The sequence below is a fragment of the Lentzea alba genome, assembly GCF_011067745.1.
Classification (GTDB): Bacteria; Actinomycetota; Actinomycetes; order Mycobacteriales; family Pseudonocardiaceae; genus Lentzea; species Lentzea alba.
Genome location: NZ_JAAMPJ010000001.1, coordinates 1,349,732 through 1,369,248, shown reverse-complemented (window position 1 = coordinate 1,369,248; position 19,517 = coordinate 1,349,732). Strand labels below are relative to the sequence as shown.

Here is a 19,517-nt window from a genome sequence, read left to right as displayed (position 1 = left end):
CAGGTCCATGAATGTGCCCCCCATGGTTTTTCAGGAGCGGGACTTCCGTTTCAGGGAGTTGGTCAGCAGGACCACTCCGACCACCATGGCCGTTCCTCCCAGCGCCCAGCGGAGGTCGAACCAGAACGTCCCGCTGCTCAGCACGTAGGCCGCCATCAGCCCGCCGCCGATCCCGAACACCAGGGCCAGCGGGTCGATCCGCCTGCGCATCACCGGCTGCTGACCGGAAGTCGGATCAGTCACGGAGCACCTTCACCTCTCCGACGCTCGTCAGAACGTCCAGGTCGATCTTCAACCCGCCCTCGCCGTTGTCACCGAGATCGGTGCCGTCGACCTGCGCCGTGCTGCCCTCGGCCCGCTTGCCGAGGCAGTTGAGCTCTCCGATGGAGGACGCCTCGCAGTTGAACGTCACGTCGGCGTTCTTCGGCACGTGCACGACCAGTTCGCCGAGTTCCGCCTCGACCGTGGTCTTCACCGAACCGGAGTCCGGCAGCTGTCGCAGGTCGAGCATCACGCTGCCGACGCTGATCTCGTACCTGTCCTTCACCTCGGCCACGGTCTTCGGCGTCTCGTTGCGGTCGCCGAAGTCGTTGGGGCCGTCGAAGTTGATCGTCGTCATGGCGAAGCCCACCACCGACAACGGGACCAGCAGCCAGATCAGGCCGCGGCCACCGCCGGTGAACGAGCCGATCAGCAGCCCTGCCGCCAGCACCGCGATCAGCAGGCCGATGACGTGCGGAATCGTGAACCACGGCGCCCAGGTCCCGGCGATCGTCGACCCCGCGACCACCAGCGTCGCCACGCCCAGCGTCATCAGACCGACGCGGGGCTTGCGCGGCCGGGGTGCGGGCGGCTGCGGCCTCGGCGACGGTTCCGGCAGGTCCCACGCGAACGGAGCGGCCCCGAGCGGGTCCCAGGCCGGCGCCCCCGGCACCGGCGGCGTGACCGGCGTGTCGGCCAGCGTCGAGGCCGGCTGCAGGTGCCCGCGGTTCTTCTGCAGCAGGTAGATGCACGCGACCGCCGCGGCCAGCGTCACGAGGACCTGGAACCCGCCGCTCCCGAACGTGAACGCGAGCGCGGGGAACATCAGGAATCCCAGCAGCACGGTCTGCGCCTGGGACATCGAGCTGTGGCCCTTGCTGATCAGGGACTCCAGCGGCGAGACCTCGTCGCCCTCCTCTGGCAGCAGCAGCCAGCCGGCCAGGTACAGCGGAATCCCGACGCCGCCCGACAACGCGAGGGCGACGAACGCGATCCGCACGATCACCGGGTCGATCTGGAAGCGCATGGCGATCCCGGTGGCCACGCCGCCGAGCTTGCGCCCTGCACGGGGCCGCACCGGCCGGTGGGCCCAGAACTCTCTGAGCGTGTCCGCCACGCCCTGCATTGCCTTCTCAGTCCCGCTCACGATGACAAGATTGCGCTGTCACGCCTGGAACCACATCAGGGACCAGCCCTGATTCGTGGAACCGGGGTCATCCCTGATGAACATCAGCCCGGGACGTGTGACGATCGGATGGTGAGTGCACGGATTGAGCCGATGCGCCGTCGACGCACCGGCCGGGTGGTCGCGGGCGTCGCGAGCGGACTGGCGGACCACCTCGGCGCACCCGTCTTCTGGGTGCGCGCGGTCTTCGCCGTGTTCGCCGCGTTCAGCGGGGTCGGGATCATCGCCTACGCGCTGCTGTGGATGTTCGTCCCGCAGTCGACGGTGGCGGAACCGGAGACCGAGAAGGACCACAAGGAGTGGCAGCAGGCAGTCGGCCTGGCCGCGCTCGGCATCGGCGTCGCGGTGTTCACCGGACTGCTCAACGGCACCTGGAGCGGCTGGATCACCGGTCCGATCGCCGTGGCACTCGTGGGCGCCGCGGTCGTGTGGCGCGAGGCGGACGAGGCACAGCGGCGCCGCTGGAAGGACGGGGCGTTCGCGCAGGGGAAGACGGGGATCGTGCGGACGGTGGCGGGAGGCGCGCTGGTCGTGGCGGGTGTCGCCGCGTTCCTCGTGGTCAACGACTCCGTGCAGAACCTCTCGACCGTCGTGCTCTCCGTGGTCGCCACGCTGGTCGGTGTCGCGGTCCTGACCGTGCCGCTGTGGATGCGGCTGGTGCGCGACCTGGACTCGGAACGCCGCGCGCGCATCCGCACCGAGGAACGCGCCGAGATCGCCGCTCACCTGCACGACTCCGTGCTGCAAACGCTTGCCCTGATCCAGAAGCAGTCCGAGTCGCCGCGCGAGGTGAAGCGCCTGGCCCGCAGCCAGGAACGTGAGCTGCGCGGCTGGCTCTACGGCCGTGAGGTGGGTGAGCAGCCGACGACCATGAGCATCGCCATCGCCCAGACGTGCGCGGAGGTGGAGGACGGGTTCGCGATCGCGGTGTCCCAGGTGGTGGTCGGTGACTGCGAGCTCGAGGACGGCATGTTCGCGTTGATCCAGGCTTCGAAGGAGGCGATGGTCAACGCGGCCAAGCACGCCGGTGTCGGCGAGGTCAGCGTCTACGCCGAGATCGAGCCCGACAAGGTGACGGTGTTCGTGCGCGACCGCGGCAAGGGCTTCGACCCGGACACCGTGCCGGAGGACCGACATGGCCTCGCGGGCAGCATCCGGGGGAGAATGACGCGGCACGGCGGGGAGGTGCGACTGCGCACGGCTCCGGGAGAGGGGACCGAGGTGCAGCTCGAGATGCCGAGGAAGACGGAGGCCAGGACGTGAGCGTGAGGGTGTTCCTGGTGGACGACCACGCGTTGTTCCGCGCGGGGGTGCGGGCCGAGCTCGACACCATCACCGACGAGGTGGAGGTGGTCGGCGAGGCGGGCAGCGTCGGCGAGGCGGTGGCGGGGATCGCGCACCACAAGCCGGACGTGGTGCTGCTCGACGTGCACATGCCCGACGGCGGCGGCGCGGAGGTGCTGCGGCAGATCCGGACGAAGATCCCCGAGGTCACGTTCCTCGCGCTGTCCGTCTCGGACGCGGCCGAGGACGTCATCAACGTCATCCGCGCCGGCGCTCGCGGCTACGTCACCAAGACGATCTCCAGCCAGGAGCTGGTCAAGGCGGTCGTGCGGGTGTCCGAGGGCGACGCGGTGTTCTCGCCGCGGCTCGCCGGGTTCGTGCTGGACGCGTTCGCCGACCGGCCGGGTGCCGCGCCGATCAGCGACCCCGAGCTCGACCTGCTGACCCCTCGTGAACGTGACGTTCTGCGGCTGCTGGCCCGCGGCTACGCTTACAAGGAGATCGCGTCCGAGCTGTTCATCAGCGTGAAGACGGTGGAGACGCACGTGTCGAGCGTCCTGCGGAAGACCCAGCTCTCCAACCGGTACGAGCTCTCCCGCTGGGCCACTGATCGCAGACTGGTCTGAAGGGTTCCCGGGGGATTTGATCAACAAGGTCGCCCGCGGTGCCACCGAAGTGCTGGCGCCGTGGGTCTGGGTGATTTTGCTGCCGTTTGCCGTGGCTGCAGCTACGGAAGGCATTTGGAAGACGTTGCTGTGGGGGTTCGTGGTCGCCGTGACGGCGTCCGTCATCCCGATGGCCGTGATCGTGCGTGGCGCCCGCAAGGGAAAGTGGGACGGCCATCACGTGACCAACCGCGAGGGCAGGCTCGTTCCGCTGGTCACGGCGGGTGCGTCGCTGGCGGCCGGCACGGTGATCATGGTCCTGGGCGGCGCGCCCGCGAACATGCTCGCGCTGGCGGGCAGCATGTTCGCCTCGCTGATCGTCAGCATGGCGATCACGTTCGGACTGAAGTGGAAGATCTCGCTGCACGCCGCGGTCGCCTGGGCGGCCGTGGTGACGCTGACGATCGTCTTCGGGCCGTGGTGGCTGCTGCTCGCGCTGCCGGCCGCGCTCGTGGCGTGGTCGCGCGTCGAGCTGCGTGATCACACGGCGGCGCAGGTGCTGGCCGGGAGCGCGATGGGCGTGCTCGTGGGCGGCGGCAGCTTCTGGCTGCTCAGCTCATCTCTGTGATCGAGACGATCTTCATCTGGTCCTGGACCGCCTTGATCTCCACGTCCCACTTGCCGCGCTTCTCCACGCCGACGTCGGTGGTCATCACGAGGTCCACGGTGACCACCCAGTTCGGGCCGTGCGAGCGGACGTTGTCGGGTTCCGTCGTGCAGATGACGGAGCGGTAGCCCTTCCAGCGGCCGACGTACGTCTCCATCGGCTCGGTGGCCCGCTCGTACAGGTTCTCCCAGGCTTTCTGCGGATTGGCGGGCAGCAGGGCGTAGTGGGCCTTCGCGAACTCGTTCGCCTCGCCCGCGCTGAAGACGCGGTACTTGCCGGGGCTCGGGAACTCCCCCTGGTTGGTCGGTGCGTTCGCGGTGTGGGTGCCGCTCCAGTAGGCGGCTGCCGCGCCACCTCCGACCGCCAGCACCGCGATGACGCTCAGGATCACCAGGATCCGGCGGTTCGGCGGCTTGAGCCGGCGCGGTGCGGGAATGGGCAACGGCTGCGAGGGCTGCGGCTCTGCGGCGAGCTTGTCGGCGGCTTCCTGCGCGGTAGGCCGGTCCTTGGGGTCCACCGCCAGCAGCCGGTTCAGCAGGGGCGTGAGCTCGCCCGCGTTCTTGGGGTCCCGCAGCTGACCGCTCGCGGCCCGGTAGATGAGCCCGAAGCTGTTGTCGCTGGGCCCGAAGACCGACTCGCCCTCGATCGCCGCGTAGATCGTGGCGCCGAGCGAGAACACGTCGGACGCCGCGTCGGGTTGCTCGCCGCGCGCCACCTCGGGTGCGAGGTAGGCGGGGGTGCCCGAGATCATGCCGGTGTCGGTCATCGTGCCGTCACCGGAGGCCTTGGAGATGCCGAAGTCGGTGATCTTGACCGTGCCGTCGTGGCCGATCAGGACGTTGCCGGGCTTGATGTCGCGGTGGACCAGCCCCGCGGCGTGCGCGGCGGCCAGCGCGGAGGCGACCTTGGCGCCGATGCTCGCGGCCTGAGCCGGCTTGAGCGGCCCTCGCTCGGCGATCAGCGCCGAGAGGCTGAGCGACGGCAGGTACTCCATGACGATCCACGGCAGCTCGTCGTCGCTGATGACGTCGAACACCGCGATCGCGTGCGGGTGGTGCAGCCTCGCGGCGTTGCGCGCTTCCCGCATGGCCCGCTGGTGGTCCCCGGTGATGAGCTGTTTGACCGCGACCTCGCGCGCCAGCACCTCGTCCCGCGCCCGCCAGACCACCCCCATCGCACCGCTGCCGATGCGTTCGAGCAGCGTGTAGCGGCCCCCGATGGTGGTTGTCACACCACGAGACTAATCAATCACTCGGACGCGCATGCACGGTTCCCCATCCGCCACCATCGGGTGAAGCAGCTGGAGCCGTCCCGACTTTTAAACTACCTTGCAACTATGTCCATCGCAGCTGAGATCAACTTCAGCGAGCTGTCCAACAAGCCGGCTGATTCGGTGCGCAAGCTGCAGGCGGCGCCGAACCAGACGCTGCTCGTGCACCGCCGCGGCGACGAGGAGGACCTCGTGCTGACCACGGCCCGCAGGGCAGAGGAGGTGCGGGAGGTCGTCTCGTTCACCACCTCGCTGTTCGTCGCGTTGATGCAACACAGCGAGCAGGCGCGCGAAACGATCGCCGAACTGACGCCGACCGTGTTCCCGTGGGTGCGGTTCCTGCCGCCCGAGGACAGGGCGCACTTCGTCGTCGAACTCGTGGAGATCCTCGAAGCGTCGAACTCTCTCGGCACTCCGGCACCGGTCATCCAGCTGATCACGGAGTGGAAGCACACCGCCGAGGTATGGGCCGATCCGCATCTTGTCGAGATGTTCACTCGGGATCGGAGTCTGGACGACGACGATGAGGACGTCGACGAGGTTCCTGAGCGGGGAGACACCACCGCGTGAGCCCGAAGAAGAACGACCCGGTCGCGCCGCCGACGATCGGCGCGGAGTGGCATGTCCGCTACTACGCCACTGACGTCGTGGGCGGGTGGCAAGAACTGGAGAACCGGGCGACCAACAATCTGCGCGCTGCCTGGGAGACCATGCGTCACGGTCCGGGCTCGACGTCAGACGAGCAGAACAGCCGTCATCATCCGCTCAAGCGTCGGTTGGCGACCGGTGTTCGGGGTGGCCGGGTCCTGCCGCGCTGGCAGATCGAAGTCACCGGTGGGGACCGCGTCTGGTACCTGCTCGACGTCGAGCAGCGCACGGTGTGGGTCGACTACGCCGGTGCGCACCCCAAAGCGACCGAGTAGTCAGCGCCTTCGTCGTAGCTGCCCACAACGCCGAAGGCTGTGATCACTCCCGGTGATCTCCGGTGACGAGGTGCCGTGCGCCTTTCCGGCATCCTCGTCCCGCGCCCGTCAGACCACCGCCAGACACGAGGGCTAGTCGATCGTCGAGACCAGCTTCTGCAGCTCCCGGTCGAAGTCGATCCACAGGTCCTCCTCGCCCGGCTGCACGACGTCGTAGGAGGCGTCCAGGAAGGCCGCCACGTCCTCGGCGACCGCGCTGAGGATGGCGAACCCGGTCGGCGCGTTCAGCTCGACCAGGACGCGCTCCGGGTCGTCGGACGCGGGGCGGACCAGGATGTCGCCCTCACCGGACGGCGTCAGCAGGCCGTCGGCCAGCAGGTCGCGGGCGAACATCCACTCGACGCGGCCGGTGCCCGTGTGGAACACGACGGCGACCGCGTACGGGTCTTCCGGGTCGTAGACGAGCTCGGCCTCGACCGGCGCGGGAGCCGCGCCGGGGGCCAACAGCTGAAAAGTCGTCCGGGTGGTGACCTTCAGGTTGTCGTTGTTCATGTCGATGTCCTTCCCAGGCTGGTCTCCATGTCCACTCACCAACAGGAGACGGCCAAGCAGCCCGATAAGGACGCGATTCGTCTCGGAACCATCCTTCTGGGGGAGACGGGCGTCTCACCCTTCAGCGTTTGACCAGGTCGCGCGTCTCGTTTGGTGAGACGTTCTGACCTGCCGCGACCGGCTGCTTCCGAGTCAGCGCGACGCCCAGGAGCACCACGAGCATGCCCGCGACGACCCTCGCGTTGAGTTGCTCTCCGAGGAAGATCGCTCCAAGGAGCACGGAGACGACGGGCAACAGGTAACCGACCGTAGTCGCCGTGGTGGCGCCCTCGTCCGCGATGACGCGGTAGTTGAGGATGAACGCGACGCCGGTGCCGAAGACACCCAGGATCATCACGGCGACGATGCCGACCCAGTGCAGGTGCAGCGGCTGCAGGCCGCCGAACGGCATCGCGAGGAGCAGCAGGCCCATGGCGGTGGTCAGCTGCATGGCGGCGAGCTGCGTCGAGGTCGCGCCGGTGTTGACCAGGTAGCGGCCCGCGTAGGTGTAGCCGACGGCGTAGCTCGCGGCGCCGATGAGGCACATCACCGCGCCCCAGCTGGCGATGCTGTTGGCCTGCTGCCACGGCGCGAAGATCAGCAGCACGCCCGCGAAGCCGAGCCCGAGGCCGAGCATGCGGACGACGTTGCTGAACTTCTCGGTGCCCAGCACCAGGCCGATGGTCAGCGCGAACAGCGGCGTCGTCGAGTTGAGCACCCCGGAGACGCCGGAGTCGACGGTCTGGCCGCCGAACGCGAAGAGCGTGAACGGGACGGCGCTGCCGAACGTCGCGACGAACAGCATGTGGCCCCAGATCTTGCGGTCGCGGGGCAGCGTCATCTTCGCGGTGGCGAGCACGACGAACAGCACGACCGCGCCGAAGAACGTCCGCACGAGCGAGATCTGCAGAGGAGCGAGGCTGCCGAGCGCGAGCTTCATCCACAGGAAGCTGGATCCCCACAGCAGGGCGAGCACGCCCATCCTGATCAACGTTCCGCGTTGGTTCACACATCAACCATGCGTCGCGGAACCCGTAAACACAATTTAATTGTTGTGCACAACCGTTAAGCAACGCTGTAAGGTCGAAGCATGCTGGACGTGCGGCGCATGCAGGTGCTCAGGGCAGTCGTGACCACGGGTTCGATCACCGCGGCCGCGACGAACCTCGGCTACACCCCGTCCGCGATCTCGCAGCAGGTCGCGGGTCTGGAGAAGCAGGCGGGCCTGCCGCTGCTGGAGCGCGTCGGCAGGGGCATCCGCCCCACCGCGGCCGGCCGTCTCCTGACTGAACACGCTGCCCGCCTCTCCGAGCAACTGGCCGAGGCCGAGAGCGCCCTCAGCGCGTTGCGCAACGGCTGTGCCGGCACCCTGCGCGTCCGCTACTTCGCCACGGCCGGCGCCGCCCTGGTGCCGCCCGCCGTCGCACAGTTCCGCGCCGAACGCTCGGGCGTCGAGCTCGACCTGAAGCTCACCGAGCCCACCGACCCGTTCGAGGAGCTCGCCGCGGGCCGTGCCGACGTCGCCATCACCGTCCTGGAACCCGACCAGCCCGCCCCCGAAGGCGTGATCGCGCGGCACCTGCTCGCCGACCCGTTCTTCGCCGTTCTGCCACGCGGTCACGCCCTGTCCCGCAAGCGCGTGCTGGACCTCGGCGAACTGGCCGACGAACCGTGGATCGACGCGGACTGCGGCTCCACCGGCGCGTGCGCGGACCGCGTGCGAAACGCATGTGCCGGCGCGGGATTCACACCGAAGGTCGCCGTGGAAAGCGACGACTACGCGACCGCGCAGGGATTCGTGGCCGCCGGACTGGGCGTCACGATCATTCCCCGGCTCGGCCTGGGATATGCGCATCCGGGCGTTGTTCTGCGCAAGGTGCGCAATCCTGAGCCCGTCCGGCACATTCACGTCGTGTACCGCGAGGATGCCGCGTGGAATCCCGCTGTGCTGGCGTTGGCGGAAGCGCTGGAGAAGGCCGCGCGGGCCAGCTGACCAGCGCGTCAGCCGCCGAGCGACGACTCGGTCTCGATGAGCATGTTCGGGCTCTGCCACTGGATGGAGAAGCCCTTCGACTCGGTCGAGGTCGAACCGTCCTTCTTGGTGTACTTGACCTGGGTCTTCCAGTAGAAGTTGCCGTCGTACTCCGCGCTGACCAGCTCGGCCTTCTGGATGCTCTTCCAGAACTGCTCGTAACCGCCGTAGCCACCGGGCTGCTTGCCCTGGAAGCTCGCATTCGTCATCTGCCAGGCGTCCGCCGGCGACTTGGGGGCCGTGGCGAAGTAGTCGCGCAGCAGAGCTTCCTGGTCGGGCGGCTGTGGTGCCTGGGTCCACTGACCGGCCTTGGCCGACGACTTGGCCGGCGTCGACGGCTTGGTCTGGTCGCCGCCCTGCGTCTGCTGGGTCGACGTGTTCGGACCCGCGTTGTTGTCCGTGCCGCCGCCACCCTTGTCCGAGAGCATGCTCGCGAACATGATGCCGACCACCGCCGCCGCCACGATGGCGAGTGCGGTGAAGATCGTCGACTTCTTGCTCTTCGCCGACGCGGCCAGCGACGACGCCGGCTTCGGGCGCTGCGAGTACTGCGGCGCGGCGGCCGGGCGGTGGTTCGACGGCGGCTGGTGCTGCTGGGTCGGCACGGCGCGCGGGGGCGTGTGCAGGTCCACGCGCGTGGCGTTCGGCGGCGGAGGAGGCGTGGGCGCCAGGGCGCGCGTGGCGGCCTGTTGCTGCGGCTGCTGCTGCACGGGGGCACCGCGCCACGACGGCGGGTGCGTCGGGGTGACCACGGCGGGGGTGAAGGCGGGGGCGGCCTGGCCGTTCGCGACAGCGGCGAGCGCATCGCGGGCCTCGGCCATGGTCGGGCGGTCTTCCGGCTCCGCGCGCAGCAGGCGCATCAGCAGCGCGGTCAGCGGGCCGGCGTTGCGCGGCGGGTTGACCTTGCCGGAGGCGACCTTGTGCAGCAGCGCGATGGTGTTCTCGCTCAGGCCGAACGGGGGCTCGCCCTCGATCGCGGCGTACAGCGTGGAACCCAAGGAGAACACGTCGGACGGCGAGCCCGGGTCGTAGCCCTTGGCCACCTCGGGTGCGAGGTAGGCGGGGGTGCCGGCGAGCATGCCCGTCGCGGTGACCGTGACGTCACCGGTCGCGCGGGAGATGCCGAAGTCGGTGATCTTGACCGTGCCGTCGTCGCCGAGCAGCACGTTGCCGGGCTTGATGTCGCGGTGCACGATGCCGGCGTTGTGCGCGGCGGCCAGCGCGGAGGCGACCTGCATGCCGATGGAGGCCACGTCCCGCGGCGGGAGCGTGCCGCGTTCGGACAGGACCGCCGACAGGCTCTTGGACGGCAGGTACTCCATGATCAGCCACGGCTGGCTGTCGTCCTCGGCCACGTCGTAGACGGCGACGGCGTGCGGATGCTGCAGGCGCGCGGCGATGCGGCCCTCCCGCATGGCTCGTCTCTTCGCCTCGTCCGTGTCGGCTTCGGCGAGTCCGGGCTGCAAGAGCAGTTGCTTGACCGCGACAGTGCGGTGCAGGCGTTCGTCGTGTGCCGTCCAGACGACGCCCATGGCGCCGCTGCCGATCCGCTGGCTCAATCGGTAGCGACCAGCGACCAATCGGCCATCGTCGGTCACAGTTGCTCCCCGCTGTGCGGTCACTTGCTCTCTGTTCAACGGCTCATCACACCTTTGGGTTCAGATCACCCATCGGTGCGGGTACCCACCTTACGAGATTTCTACGGCGTAATGACGCTTAGCCCTGTCCGCCCGGTGGCGGCTGAGCGCTCGAACTCGCGGCTGCCGATGACGATGGCTTCTGCGAGCTTGACGGCACGGACGGCACCGTAGTCGTCGTAGGCGGGGGTGTCGTAGTTGTAGTCGTCCTTGGTGCAGACGTCGTTTGCTGCGTTGTGGTTGCCTCGGGCGTGGTGGTGGTCACCTCTGGCGTCGTGGTCTCCGTGGTCGGAGGCACGGTCGAAGAGTTCGACACCGGTGGCACCACCGGGTTCTCCTTCTCCTTGTTGAACACGCCCAGCGCCACCATCAGGCCACCGATGACCAGCAACAACGCCAGCACCACCGCGGCGATGATCAACGGCCGGTTGTCCTGCTGCCTGTTCGCGGGCGCCACCGGCACTGCCGTGCGAGGCGGCGCGGTGGGGCGAGCCACCGGACGGACCACGCGGGTCCGGTCGGGTTCCACGATAGTCGTCTGCTCGGGCCCGGCAGGCACCGGCAGGCCGCTGAACGACGGCGAACGGCCGTGCGCTACGGCGTTGAGGATGTCGCGCGCCTGGGCCATCGTCGGCCGGTCGTCGGCCTCGAAGTTCAACAGGTAGAGCAGCGTGTCGGCGAGCGGGTGGTCGACGGTCGGCGGGTTGATCCGCCCGGCCGCGACGGCGTGCAGAACACCGAGAGTGTTCTCGCTCACTCCGTAGGGCGGTTCGCCCTCCATCGCGGCAAACAGCGTGGAGCCGAGCGAGTAGACGTCGGAGGCCGGCGTGGGGTCCTGGCCCCGCGCGATCTCCGGCGCGAGGTACGCGGGCGTGCCGGCGATCAGGCCGGTCTTGGTGACCGTGATGTCGTCGGAGGCGCGCGAGATGCCGAAGTCGGTGATCTTGACGACGCCGTTCTCGGCGATCAGCACGTTGCCGGGCTTCACGTCGCGGTGCACGATCCCCGCCGCGTGGGCCGCGGCCAGCGCCGCCGCGCACTGGGTGCCGATGCTGGCGACCTCGATCGGGTCCATCGGCCCGCCCTCGGCCAGCGCGTCCGCGAGGCTGTAGGACGGCAGGTACTCCATGACCAGGCACGGGACGCCGTCTTCCTCGACGACGTCGTACACGGCGATGGCGTTCGGGTGGTGCAGCTTGGCGGCGATGCGGCCCTCGCGCATGGCGCGCTGGATGGCCTCGTCCTGTTCGGCCTCGTCGAGGCCCGGCGCCAGCAGCAACTGCTTGATCGCCACCTCGCGGCCGAGGCGTTCGTCGTGGGCACGCCAGACGATGCCCATCGCGCCGGAGCCGATGCGGTCGAGGAAGCGGTAGCGGTCTGCGATCAGACGGCCGTCCGAGGTGTCGGACGTGGTCACGACACCACCTCGAGCGCGCGCGAAGACGGAACTGCGGCTGCGGCAGCAGGTCCCACGCTCGTGCTCCTCGTGCGGTAGTCAGCGGTCCGTCCCGAATGCCCGCACAGGGTACCTGCCGAGAGCGGCCGTTGAGCTACCTGTCGTACGTCAGTTCACAGCATCAGTTCACGGGGGCGAAGAAGTCGAAGCCACCGACGGTGTCGCCCACGGTGTTCAGCACGGGGTCGAGAAGGCCGAGGTCCACGCTCACGTCGACCGGGTTGGACGGCGTGGGCAGCGGGTTCGAAGCGGGAGGGGTGTTGCTGCTCGGCGGGGTGACCGCGGCGGACGAGCTCGGCGGCGGAGGCGTCTCGCTCGACGGCGGCGTACTCGGCTTGGTCTCCGTGGAGGTCGACGGGGTGGTCGGCTGCTGCGTCTCGGAGGTGGGTTGCTGAGTCGGCGTCTGCGTCTGCGGCTGCTGGGGCTGCTGCGTCTGAGGACGCTGCTGCTGGGTGTACGGGGCGACGCGCGGTGCCGGGGCCGGTTCCGTGGTGGGGTCCTGCTTGGTCTCGGTCGCGTCGGCCTGCGGGGTCTTGTTCGAGGGGAGCTTCACGACGCCCTCGGTGCCGGCGCTCGCGCCACGGGCCTGGGCGCGCTCGTCGAACCGCACCTCGGCGAGGGGGCGCTCGTTCGGCGAGGACAGCCACGAGGAGGCGGCGAAGGCCACGGAACCGCAGAGGATCACGCCACCGCTGGCGGCGACGGCCAGCTTGCCGACGGTGAACCCGCCACTCTGCGTGTCGTCGGCGCGGCCCTCACGGCGCAGCAGCTCGGTGATGTGCAGCTCCTTCATGGGCTGCTTCTTCGGCTTGCCGCCGGGTGCCTGGACCGACTTGAACTTGATCGTCGGCTCGAACGCCTCGGGGGTGATGTCGTCGGTGATCACCGGGATCTCCACGGTTTCCGCCTCGCGGCGGGCGATCAACTCGGCGACGGACAGCTGGCCGGTCGACTCAGCCGATCCGGTCAACCGCCGACGATGGTCCTCAATCGACACCGCTCGTTCACCCTTCCAAGTTCGCTTGTGCGCACTGGCGGGAACATGGATACCGAATCGTGACCCGAGATGTAACCCCTTCGGGGGAATTTTCACGATCTGAACTAGGTTTTCGCGACGAGCGGTCACCGTTCGACTGCGAACGGCGATCCCGGTTGGGTGCGGCCTAACTCCGTTGCGCCGAAAGGACCTCGGTGCCGACGATGCGCGGCTGGGTCGTGTCGGTGAGCCAGAAGAGCTGTTCGATGCGCAGCCAGCTGCCGTTGAGCTCCTGCATCGACACCACCGCGAGCACCGATCCGTCCGGCCGGACGGACGTCTGGTCGACGTTCACCGACTTGATCATGCCCCAGGCCTCGACGAACTCCTTCGGGCTCGCGCCGACGAGCTCCGGTGACAGCAGCTTGGCCGCCGAGTTCGGCTTGGTCGTGAGCAGCTCGTAGAACCGCTTCACCACGTCCACCTGCGGCTGAGGGCCGACCGAGACCTCCGGCGTGGTCGGTTCTGGCGTCTCCAGCAGCAACGCGGACGGCTGCGGCAGCGGGACGTCGGCGGTGGTCTGCAGCGGCGTGTGCTCGTTCGGCAGCTGGGCGGACAGGACGTCCGGGCGCAGCGCGCTCGCGCCGGACAGCGCGACGGGACGTTCGGAGACCGGGATGCCGCTGTTCGGCGGCCGCTTGCCCGCGAGGGTCGCCGCGCCCGCGACGGACGCGACCAGCACGATCGCGCCGGTCAACAGGCCCGCGATCCTGGCGGCACGGCTCGTCCTGGTGCGGCGGCGACGACCGGGGGCGACCGGGATCACGGCCGTGGTCGCGATCATGTTCTCGGTCGGACCGAGCAGGGATGTGACGAGAGCGTCGGTGGCGGCTTCCTCGTTCGACAGGATGCGCATCGGGACCGGCTGCTGCTTGATCAGCTCAGCCACGCTGATCGAGCCGGCACGGGTGTGTCTCCGCCCGGTCGTCGCGGGACGCTGCACTGGTCTCGTCCTCCGTACTGTCCGTGGTCACCAGAAGACGTACCGTGGCCTTGCGTGACGACGCCAGTTTCTTGCTGGACTTCATCCGTCCGTGGCGGTCAGCGGCGCTCGGGATTCGCTCGATGGTGCTACTTACTACGGTCGGTAACTCGGGTCGTGACCTTTAGCCACTTCACGGCACTGGCTTCAACCGTTCACCGTTGATCAGCGGGAGGTTGCCGATCGTGAAGGTGAGCTCGCGCTTCTCCGTGCTGACCGAGCCGTCCTTCTTCGTCACCTGCAGCAGGCTGACGGTGAGGCCCTTGCTCGGGTCGACCACGATCTCCTTCACCTCGATCAGCGAGATGTCGGCGATCCGGCCCTCCAGCAGCGCGCCGGCGTTCGAGCGCACGGTGTCCGTGGTCATGGCGAGCGCGGTGTCCGCGTTCGTCGCCATCTCCCGGTAGAAGTTCTCGGTCCGCTGGGCGATCTCGGCACCGTCGACGATCGGTGCCTGCGTGACCGGCACCGTCGTGATCACGGGCGGCGCGGTCCCGGACGGCGTGGTGATCGTGGCGGAACCCGTTCCGCTCCTGCCGGGCTCGCCGCTGGAGCCGGTGCCGGGCACCGGAGCACCCCTGCGGCTGTTCGCGGCCGGGGGCTTGGTGCCGGTGACCGACGGGCTGGTGCCGGTGGGCAGCGCGGAGATGATCGGCACGTCCGAGGGGTAGCCGGGCAGCCCGACTTTCTCGACGCCACCGCCTCCGCCGACCAGTTTGGCGGCGGCGACGCTCAGTCCGACCAGCACGAGCACCGACGAGACGACGGCGAACCAGGCCGCGCGCTTCCAGGTGCGCGGCGGCGTGACCGAGGCGGGCACGAGGCCGATGTTGAACTTCCGCAGCCCGTCGGTGTCCTGCAGCGGGTCGATCTGGCGGCGGCGGGGCAGCGGGATGCGGTCGCCACCGACGACGGGGCGCGGCTCTTCCGGCGCGACTCCGTCGTCGAGGCGATGTTTGCCCGGCAGTTCGTCCATCCCGACACCCCTCTGCGACGCAATCAGCGTAGGGCCGTTCGGAGGCGTCGAACCAACCAAAAGGGGGGTTTCAGGACGAGTGACACTCGTTTGTGTGAAATTTCTACCGGGGTGGAAGTTGTGCTTGACCGCTGTTCAGCTGCTTGCGCGTGGTCTGCACGCCGTTGAGGGCGGCCAGTCCGCTGCCACCCGCGATCAGCGAGCCGATCACGTCGGCGCCCAGGCTGTCGCCGTTGGTGATCAGCAGACCGATCACGGCGCCCGCGGTCGTGATGATCGCGGTCTTCCAGCGGCTGCGGACGAACTGCGAGACGGGTGCTCCGGCGAGGCCCTTCTTGTTCGCGGCCGAGCCGAGCAAGCCCAGGTATGCGTCGTGCGCCAAGGCGGCGAGCAGGCCGGCGATGGCGATCAGTGCGGCGATGAGGCCCATGTCTCCAGTGTGCCTCCAGATATTTTCGATGGACCATCCGTGATCGCCCTGATATCCGATTCGGGTGGACATGTTCTGGCACGACGACTGCCTCGAGCACGACGCCGGCGAGGGCCTGTGGGAGCTGCCGGGTTCCTGGCCGTGGCTGGACGTCGCCGAACCGCACCCGGAGACCGCGGCGCGGCTGCGCACGTTCCGGCACGCGCTGATGCACGGCCCGGTGGCTTCGCACTTGAAGTGGCACGAGGGGCGACACGCGTCCGTTGACGAGCTACTGCGCGTGCACACGGCGGAGTACTTGGAGTCGTTGCGTGTGTCCACGCGTGTGGCGCTGGAAGTGAACACAGTCGTGGGGCCCGAAACGTGGCGTGCGGTGTGCGCGGCGGCGGGAACGTCGTTGGCCGCACTGCAGTCCGGCGCACCGCTCGCGTACGCGCTCGTGCGTCCGCCGGGCCACCACGCACAGCCCGACCTGGCGGACGGCTACTGCTTCGTGAACAACGCGGCGCTGGTGGCGGAAACCGCGCGGCGCCAAGGGATGCGGGTCGCCGTGCTGGACTGGGACGTGCACCACGGCAACGGCACGCAGGAGGTCTTCTACGACCGTCCGGACGTGCTGACCATTTCAATGCACATGCGGCACGGCTCGTGGGGCACGAACCACCCGCAGACGGGCGCACCGTCGGAGGTGGGCGCCAACGGCCGGAACGTGAACATCGAACTGTCGCTGGGTGCGGGCGACACGGCGTACATGCGCGCGCTCGACGAGATCGCGTTCCCGCTGCTGCGCGAGTTCGCACCGGATCTGCTGGTGTGCGCGTCCGGTTTCGACGGGTCGGCGTTCGACCCCAACGGCCGGCACAACCTCACGGCTCACGGGTACCGCGAGATCGGGCGGCGGGTGGCGTCGTTCGGGACGCGCGTCGTGCTCACCCAGGAGGGCGGCTACCTGCGCGGATACTCCGCGCTCTGCCTGCACTCGCTGGTCGAGGGGCTGCTGAGGCTGCCGGAACCGTTGCTCGAGGACCCGCTGGCCTACGTGCCGGACGACACCCAGCTGGTGGACGCGGACTTCGAGCACGTCAGGCGGGCCCTGAAGCCTTTTTGGCCCGGCGTGCTGTGACGCCGGGCCAGGGCCTGTCTACCTGCCGAGCGGACCGCGGCCCATCTTCAGCAGGATCATCGCGAGGTCCTTGCCCTCGGACCCGAGCGGCTTGTAGCGGTTGAGCACGTCGATCTCGCGGTTGTGCACGATCTTCGTACCCCCGGCCGCCATCCGGGCCGCGCCGATGATCTTGGATACCTCGACGCGGCGTTGCACGAGGCGCAGTATTTCCGCGTCCAGGTTGTCGATCTCCTGGCGCAGCTCGTTGATGTCCGGCTCGGTGGTGGTGTCCATGGTTTCGACGACCTCTCGACTCTGCTGAGTCCTTGCCCCGGAAGCAGCGAAGCCCCGGGGTCCGAGGACTCCGGGGCTTCGTGGTGGCTTGTTGAGCGCTAGACGACCACGGGAGCCGGAGTCCGGATCCCGTAGAAAAACTCGAAGAACGTCGCGCGCACGGATCCAGTGTTGCACAGAACCTCCCGGCGCCGCCAAGTCCGCGCCGTGAGAGGGCTCACCAGGTGGGACGTCACGCTGGAGGTCCGTCTTCCGGCGGACTCTTCGAACACGTGGTCGGGCGGTACGGGTTTTGTCGGTGCCGCCCGGTACCGTGGATGAACGATGAGCGCCTTGTTCGACTTGCCCTCAAGTCCCCCCGTTTCCCGCGCGGGCCACCTGCTCGACGACCTGAACCCCGCGCAGCGCCGTGCCGTCGAGCACGCCGGCTCGCCCCTGCTCGTGGTGGCGGGCGCCGGCTCCGGCAAGACGCGCGTCCTCACCAGGCGGATCGCGTACCTGCTCGCGGAACGTGACGTGCACCCCGGCCAGATCATGGCCATCACGTTCACGAACAAGGCGGCCGCGGAGATGAAGGAGCGCGTGGCCGACATGGTGGGCGCCCGCGCCCGTTCCATGTGGGTGTCGACGTTCCACTCCATGTGCGTCCGCGTGATGCGCCGCGACGCCAAGACCCTGGGCATGTCGTCGAACTTCTCGATCTACGACAGCGACGACTCCCGCCGCCTCATCACCCTCGTCGCCCGAGACCTCGACCTCGACCCGAAGAAGTACGCGGCCCGCACCCTCGCCGTGCACATCTCGAACCTCAAGAACGAGCTCATCGACCCCGAGACCGCCGCCGCCCAGGCCACGAACGACCTGGAACGCCGAGTGGCCGAGGTCTACACCGTCTACCAACGGCGCCTGGGTGAGTCCAACTCGCTCGACTTCGACGACCTCATCATGAAGACCGTCGAACTCCTCCAGACCTTCCCGGACGTGGCCGAGCACTACCGCCGCCGCTTCCGCCACGTACTGGTCGACGAGTACCAGGACACCAACCACGCGCAATACACCCTCGTGCGCGAACTGGTGGGCAAAGCAGGCGGCGAACTCCCGCCGGCAGAACTGTGCGTGGTGGGCGACGCCGACCAGTCCATCTACGCCTTCCGCGGCGCCACCATCCGCAACATCGTGGAGTTCGAGCGCGACTACCCGGACGCCACCACGATCTTGCTGGAGCAGAACTACCGCTCCACCCAGAACATCCTGACGGCCGCCAACGCCGTGATCTCCCGCAACCCGAACCGCCGCGACAAATCGCTCTGGAGCGACCTCGGCGAAGGCGAGAAGATCGTCGGCTACGTAGCCGACAACGAACACGACGAAGCCGCCTTCGTGGCAAACGAAATCGACCGCCTGGTAGACGGTGGCGAGGTCAACAACAGCGAAATCGCCGTCTTCTACCGCACCAACAACCAGTCGCGCGTCTTCGAAGAAATCTTCATCCGCCTGGGCCTCCCGTACCGAGTGGTCGGCGGCGTCCGCTTCTACGAGCGCCGAGAAGTCCGCGACGCCCTCGCCTACCTGCGAACTCTGGCCAACCCGGACGACACGGTCTCGCTGCGCCGAATCCTCAACGTCCCCAAGCGAGGAATCGGCGACCGAGCGGAAGCCTGCGTGTCCGCCTACGCGGAACGCGAGCGAATCAGCTTCGCCGCAGCCCTCCGCGAAGCCGTGCACGACCGCGTCCCCATGCTGAACCCGCGCTCCCGCAACGCAATCGCCGGTTTCGTAGAACTGATGGACCAACTGGGCGAAATGGTCGAGCGCGAAGACGACGTGGCCGACATCCTGGAAGCAGTCCTGGAAAAAACCGGCTACCGCACCGAACTGGAAGCCAGCGAAGACCCCCAGGACCACACGAGGATCGAAAACCTCAACGAACTGGTCACCGTGGCCCGCGAGTTCACCGAACTGGAACTCCCAGAAGGCGCCGACCCGGTCCCCTCCCTCCCAGCCTTCCTGGAACGGGTCTCCCTGGTGGCCGACGCCGACTCGATCCCAGACGCCGAGTCCGACGGCGTGGTAACCCTGATGACCATCCACACGGCCAAGGGCCTCGAATACCCGGTCGTCTTCAGCACGGGCTGGGAAGACGGCGTCTTCCCCCACATGCGAGCCCTGGGCGACCCAGCCGAACTGGCAGAAGAACGCCGCCTGGCCTACGTGGGCATCACCCGAGCCCAACGCCGCCTCTACCTCTCCCGAGCCCTGGTGCGCTCAGCCTGGGGCCAGCCCTCAGCAAACCCGGCGTCCCGCTTCCTGGGCGAAATCCCCCCAGACCTGCTGGACTGGCGCCGAGTTGAACCCTCCCGCTCAGCCCCAGCCGCCGCCACAACGTGGGGCCGCTCAGCCTCCTCGAGCGGCGGCATAGCCTCCCGAGGCCTAGCCCGCCCAGCCCCCGGCAAAGCAGGCTGGAAAGACGCCCCAGCCATGAAGCTGGACGTGGGCGACCGAGTAACCCACGACAAGTACGGCCTGGGCCGAGTAGTAGCAGTGGACGGCGCGGGCCTACGAGCCACCGCAACGATCGACTTCGGCGGCTCCGGCACAGTCCGCCTGATGCTGATCGGCAGCGTCCCCATGACCAAGCTCTAAGCCACCACCATCGCCGCGAAGCGGCCCTTCAAGGCGAGGCCGAAGGCCAGCCGACGCAAAGGCGCAGCCGCCCTGAGCAACAGGCGTGCCTAAAACGCAGCTCGTCCTCGCAAGGTGACCACCCGCAAACTCGCGCCCG

The 19,517-nt window shown here is 68.6% G+C and carries 20 protein-coding genes; 8 read left to right on the top strand and 12 right to left on the bottom strand.

Annotated features, from left to right (window positions below; genetic code table 11):
- Positions 1-30: 30 nt before the first annotated feature.
- Together G7043_RS06545 and G7043_RS06540 are read right to left on the bottom strand one after the other, a co-directional pair.
- On the bottom strand, positions 31-243 hold the full coding sequence (locus G7043_RS06545; protein WP_166044601.1) for a hypothetical protein: 213 nt from the start codon (positions 241-243) through the stop codon (positions 31-33).
- The gene (locus G7043_RS06540; RefSeq protein ID WP_166044600.1) at positions 236-1,408 is read right to left on the bottom strand and encodes a PspC domain-containing protein; all 1,173 of its coding nucleotides are present in this window, start codon (positions 1,406-1,408) and stop codon (positions 236-238) included. The genes G7043_RS06545 and G7043_RS06540 overlap by 8 nt, the downstream gene beginning before the upstream one ends.
- A 132-nt stretch (positions 1,409-1,540) precedes the next feature.
- Between G7043_RS06540 and G7043_RS06535 the strand changes: the two genes are divergently transcribed.
- The 3 genes from G7043_RS06535 (at position 1,541) to G7043_RS06525 (ending at position 3,964) form a co-directional block, all read left to right on the top strand.
- Positions 1,541-2,710, top strand: coding sequence for an ATP-binding protein (locus tag G7043_RS06535; protein ID WP_390827097.1), 1,170 nt, complete (start codon positions 1,541-1,543; stop codon positions 2,708-2,710).
- Complete coding sequence (locus G7043_RS06530) at positions 2,707-3,357, top strand: response regulator (protein WP_112262282.1); 651 nt, start codon at positions 2,707-2,709, stop codon at positions 3,355-3,357. The genes G7043_RS06535 and G7043_RS06530 overlap by 4 nt, the downstream gene beginning before the upstream one ends.
- A gap of 91 nt (positions 3,358-3,448) precedes the next feature.
- Positions 3,449-3,964 carry a hypothetical protein gene (locus G7043_RS06525; RefSeq protein ID WP_313887726.1) on the top strand — a complete coding sequence of 172 codons (516 nt, stop codon included), beginning with the start codon at positions 3,449-3,451 and terminating at the stop codon, positions 3,962-3,964.
- On the opposite strand, the gene G7043_RS06520 is transcribed toward G7043_RS06525, so the two are convergent.
- Positions 3,948-5,234, bottom strand: coding sequence for a serine/threonine-protein kinase (locus tag G7043_RS06520; protein WP_313887725.1), 1,287 nt, complete (start codon positions 5,232-5,234; stop codon positions 3,948-3,950). The two genes, G7043_RS06525 and G7043_RS06520, sit on opposite strands and share 17 nt — an antisense overlap.
- A gap of 105 nt (positions 5,235-5,339) precedes the next feature.
- Between G7043_RS06520 and G7043_RS06515 the strand changes: the two genes are divergently transcribed.
- Together G7043_RS06515 and G7043_RS48085 are read left to right on the top strand one after the other, a co-directional pair.
- The gene (locus tag G7043_RS06515) at positions 5,340-5,843 is read left to right on the top strand and encodes a hypothetical protein (RefSeq protein WP_207310578.1); all 504 of its coding nucleotides are present in this window, start codon (positions 5,340-5,342) and stop codon (positions 5,841-5,843) included.
- Positions 5,840-6,196 carry a hypothetical protein gene (locus G7043_RS48085; RefSeq protein WP_166044598.1) on the top strand — a complete coding sequence of 119 codons (357 nt, stop codon included), beginning with the start codon at positions 5,840-5,842 and terminating at the stop codon, positions 6,194-6,196. The genes G7043_RS06515 and G7043_RS48085 overlap by 4 nt, the downstream gene beginning before the upstream one ends.
- Positions 6,197-6,328: 132 nt before the next feature.
- Here the strand turns inward: G7043_RS48085 and G7043_RS06505 are convergent, their stop codons facing one another.
- Together G7043_RS06505 and G7043_RS06500 are read right to left on the bottom strand one after the other, a co-directional pair.
- On the bottom strand, positions 6,329-6,748 hold the full coding sequence (locus G7043_RS06505; RefSeq protein ID WP_166044597.1) for an SsgA family sporulation/cell division regulator: 420 nt from the start codon (positions 6,746-6,748) through the stop codon (positions 6,329-6,331).
- A gap of 121 nt (positions 6,749-6,869) precedes the next feature.
- Complete coding sequence (locus G7043_RS06500; RefSeq protein WP_313887724.1) at positions 6,870-7,796, bottom strand: DMT family transporter; 927 nt, start codon at positions 7,794-7,796, stop codon at positions 6,870-6,872.
- Between the two features lie 81 nt (positions 7,797-7,877).
- On the opposite strand from G7043_RS06500, the gene G7043_RS06495 reads away from it, so the two are divergent.
- Positions 7,878-8,780: a LysR family transcriptional regulator gene (locus tag G7043_RS06495; protein WP_166044596.1), complete on the top strand. Its 903-nt coding sequence runs from the start codon at positions 7,878-7,880 to the stop codon at positions 8,778-8,780.
- Positions 8,781-8,788: 8 nt separating this feature from the next.
- On the opposite strand, the gene G7043_RS06490 is transcribed toward G7043_RS06495, so the two are convergent.
- The 6 genes from G7043_RS06490 to G7043_RS06465 all read right to left on the bottom strand — a co-directional run bounded on the left by G7043_RS06490 (position 8,789) and on the right by G7043_RS06465 (position 15,336).
- Positions 8,789-10,417, bottom strand: a complete 1,629-nt coding sequence (locus G7043_RS06490; RefSeq protein ID WP_166044595.1) for a serine/threonine-protein kinase — start codon at positions 10,415-10,417, stop codon at positions 8,789-8,791.
- A 118-nt stretch (positions 10,418-10,535) separates the two neighbouring features.
- Complete coding sequence (locus tag G7043_RS06485) at positions 10,536-11,873, bottom strand: serine/threonine-protein kinase (protein ID WP_313887723.1); 1,338 nt, start codon at positions 11,871-11,873, stop codon at positions 10,536-10,538.
- 160 nt (positions 11,874-12,033) lie between these two features.
- Positions 12,034-12,882, bottom strand: a complete 849-nt coding sequence (locus G7043_RS06480; protein ID WP_166044594.1) for a hypothetical protein — start codon at positions 12,880-12,882, stop codon at positions 12,034-12,036.
- A gap of 193 nt (positions 12,883-13,075) precedes the next feature.
- A complete protein-coding gene (locus tag G7043_RS06475; RefSeq protein WP_166044593.1) occupies positions 13,076-13,891 on the bottom strand; it encodes a hypothetical protein in 816 nt (271 codons plus the stop codon).
- A 172-nt stretch (positions 13,892-14,063) separates the two neighbouring features.
- The gene (locus G7043_RS06470) at positions 14,064-14,906 is read right to left on the bottom strand and encodes a hypothetical protein (RefSeq protein ID WP_166044592.1); all 843 of its coding nucleotides are present in this window, start codon (positions 14,904-14,906) and stop codon (positions 14,064-14,066) included.
- 103 nt (positions 14,907-15,009) lie between these two features.
- The gene (locus G7043_RS06465) at positions 15,010-15,336 is read right to left on the bottom strand and encodes a hypothetical protein (protein ID WP_166044591.1); all 327 of its coding nucleotides are present in this window, start codon (positions 15,334-15,336) and stop codon (positions 15,010-15,012) included.
- Between the two features lie 70 nt (positions 15,337-15,406).
- Between G7043_RS06465 and G7043_RS06460 the strand changes: the two genes are divergently transcribed.
- Positions 15,407-16,459, top strand: a complete 1,053-nt coding sequence (locus G7043_RS06460) for a histone deacetylase (RefSeq protein WP_166044965.1) — start codon at positions 15,407-15,409, stop codon at positions 16,457-16,459.
- Between the two features lie 18 nt (positions 16,460-16,477).
- On the opposite strand, the gene G7043_RS49260 is transcribed toward G7043_RS06460, so the two are convergent.
- Positions 16,478-16,912 carry a chorismate mutase gene (locus G7043_RS49260; RefSeq protein WP_313887722.1) on the bottom strand — a complete coding sequence of 145 codons (435 nt, stop codon included), beginning with the start codon at positions 16,910-16,912 and terminating at the stop codon, positions 16,478-16,480.
- A 147-nt stretch (positions 16,913-17,059) separates the two neighbouring features.
- On the opposite strand from G7043_RS49260, the gene pcrA reads away from it, so the two are divergent.
- Positions 17,060-19,378, top strand: a complete 2,319-nt coding sequence (gene pcrA, locus G7043_RS06450) for a DNA helicase PcrA (protein ID WP_166044589.1) — start codon at positions 17,060-17,062, stop codon at positions 19,376-19,378.
- Positions 19,379-19,517: the final 139 nt, after the last annotated feature.

Bases quoted from the DNA above. Each gene is read 5' to 3' on its own strand.
- G7043_RS06535 (WP_390827097.1), top strand. From the start codon at position 1,541: ATGCGCCGTCGACGCACCGGCCGGGTGGTCGCGGGCGTCGCGAGCGGA.
- G7043_RS06515 (WP_207310578.1), top strand. From the start codon at position 5,340: ATGTCCATCGCAGCTGAGATCAACTTCAGCGAGCTGTCCAACAAGCCG.
- G7043_RS06505 (WP_166044597.1), bottom strand. From the start codon at position 6,748: ATGAACAACGACAACCTGAAGGTCACCACCCGGACGACTTTTCAGCTG.
- G7043_RS06495 (WP_166044596.1), top strand. From the start codon at position 7,878: ATGCTGGACGTGCGGCGCATGCAGGTGCTCAGGGCAGTCGTGACCACG.
- G7043_RS06470 (WP_166044592.1), bottom strand. From the start codon at position 14,906: ATGGACGAACTGCCGGGCAAACATCGCCTCGACGACGGAGTCGCGCCG.
- G7043_RS06465 (WP_166044591.1), bottom strand. From the start codon at position 15,336: ATGGGCCTCATCGCCGCACTGATCGCCATCGCCGGCCTGCTCGCCGCC.
- G7043_RS06460 (WP_166044965.1), top strand. From the start codon at position 15,407: ATGTTCTGGCACGACGACTGCCTCGAGCACGACGCCGGCGAGGGCCTG.
- pcrA (WP_166044589.1), top strand. From the start codon at position 17,060: ATGAGCGCCTTGTTCGACTTGCCCTCAAGTCCCCCCGTTTCCCGCGCG.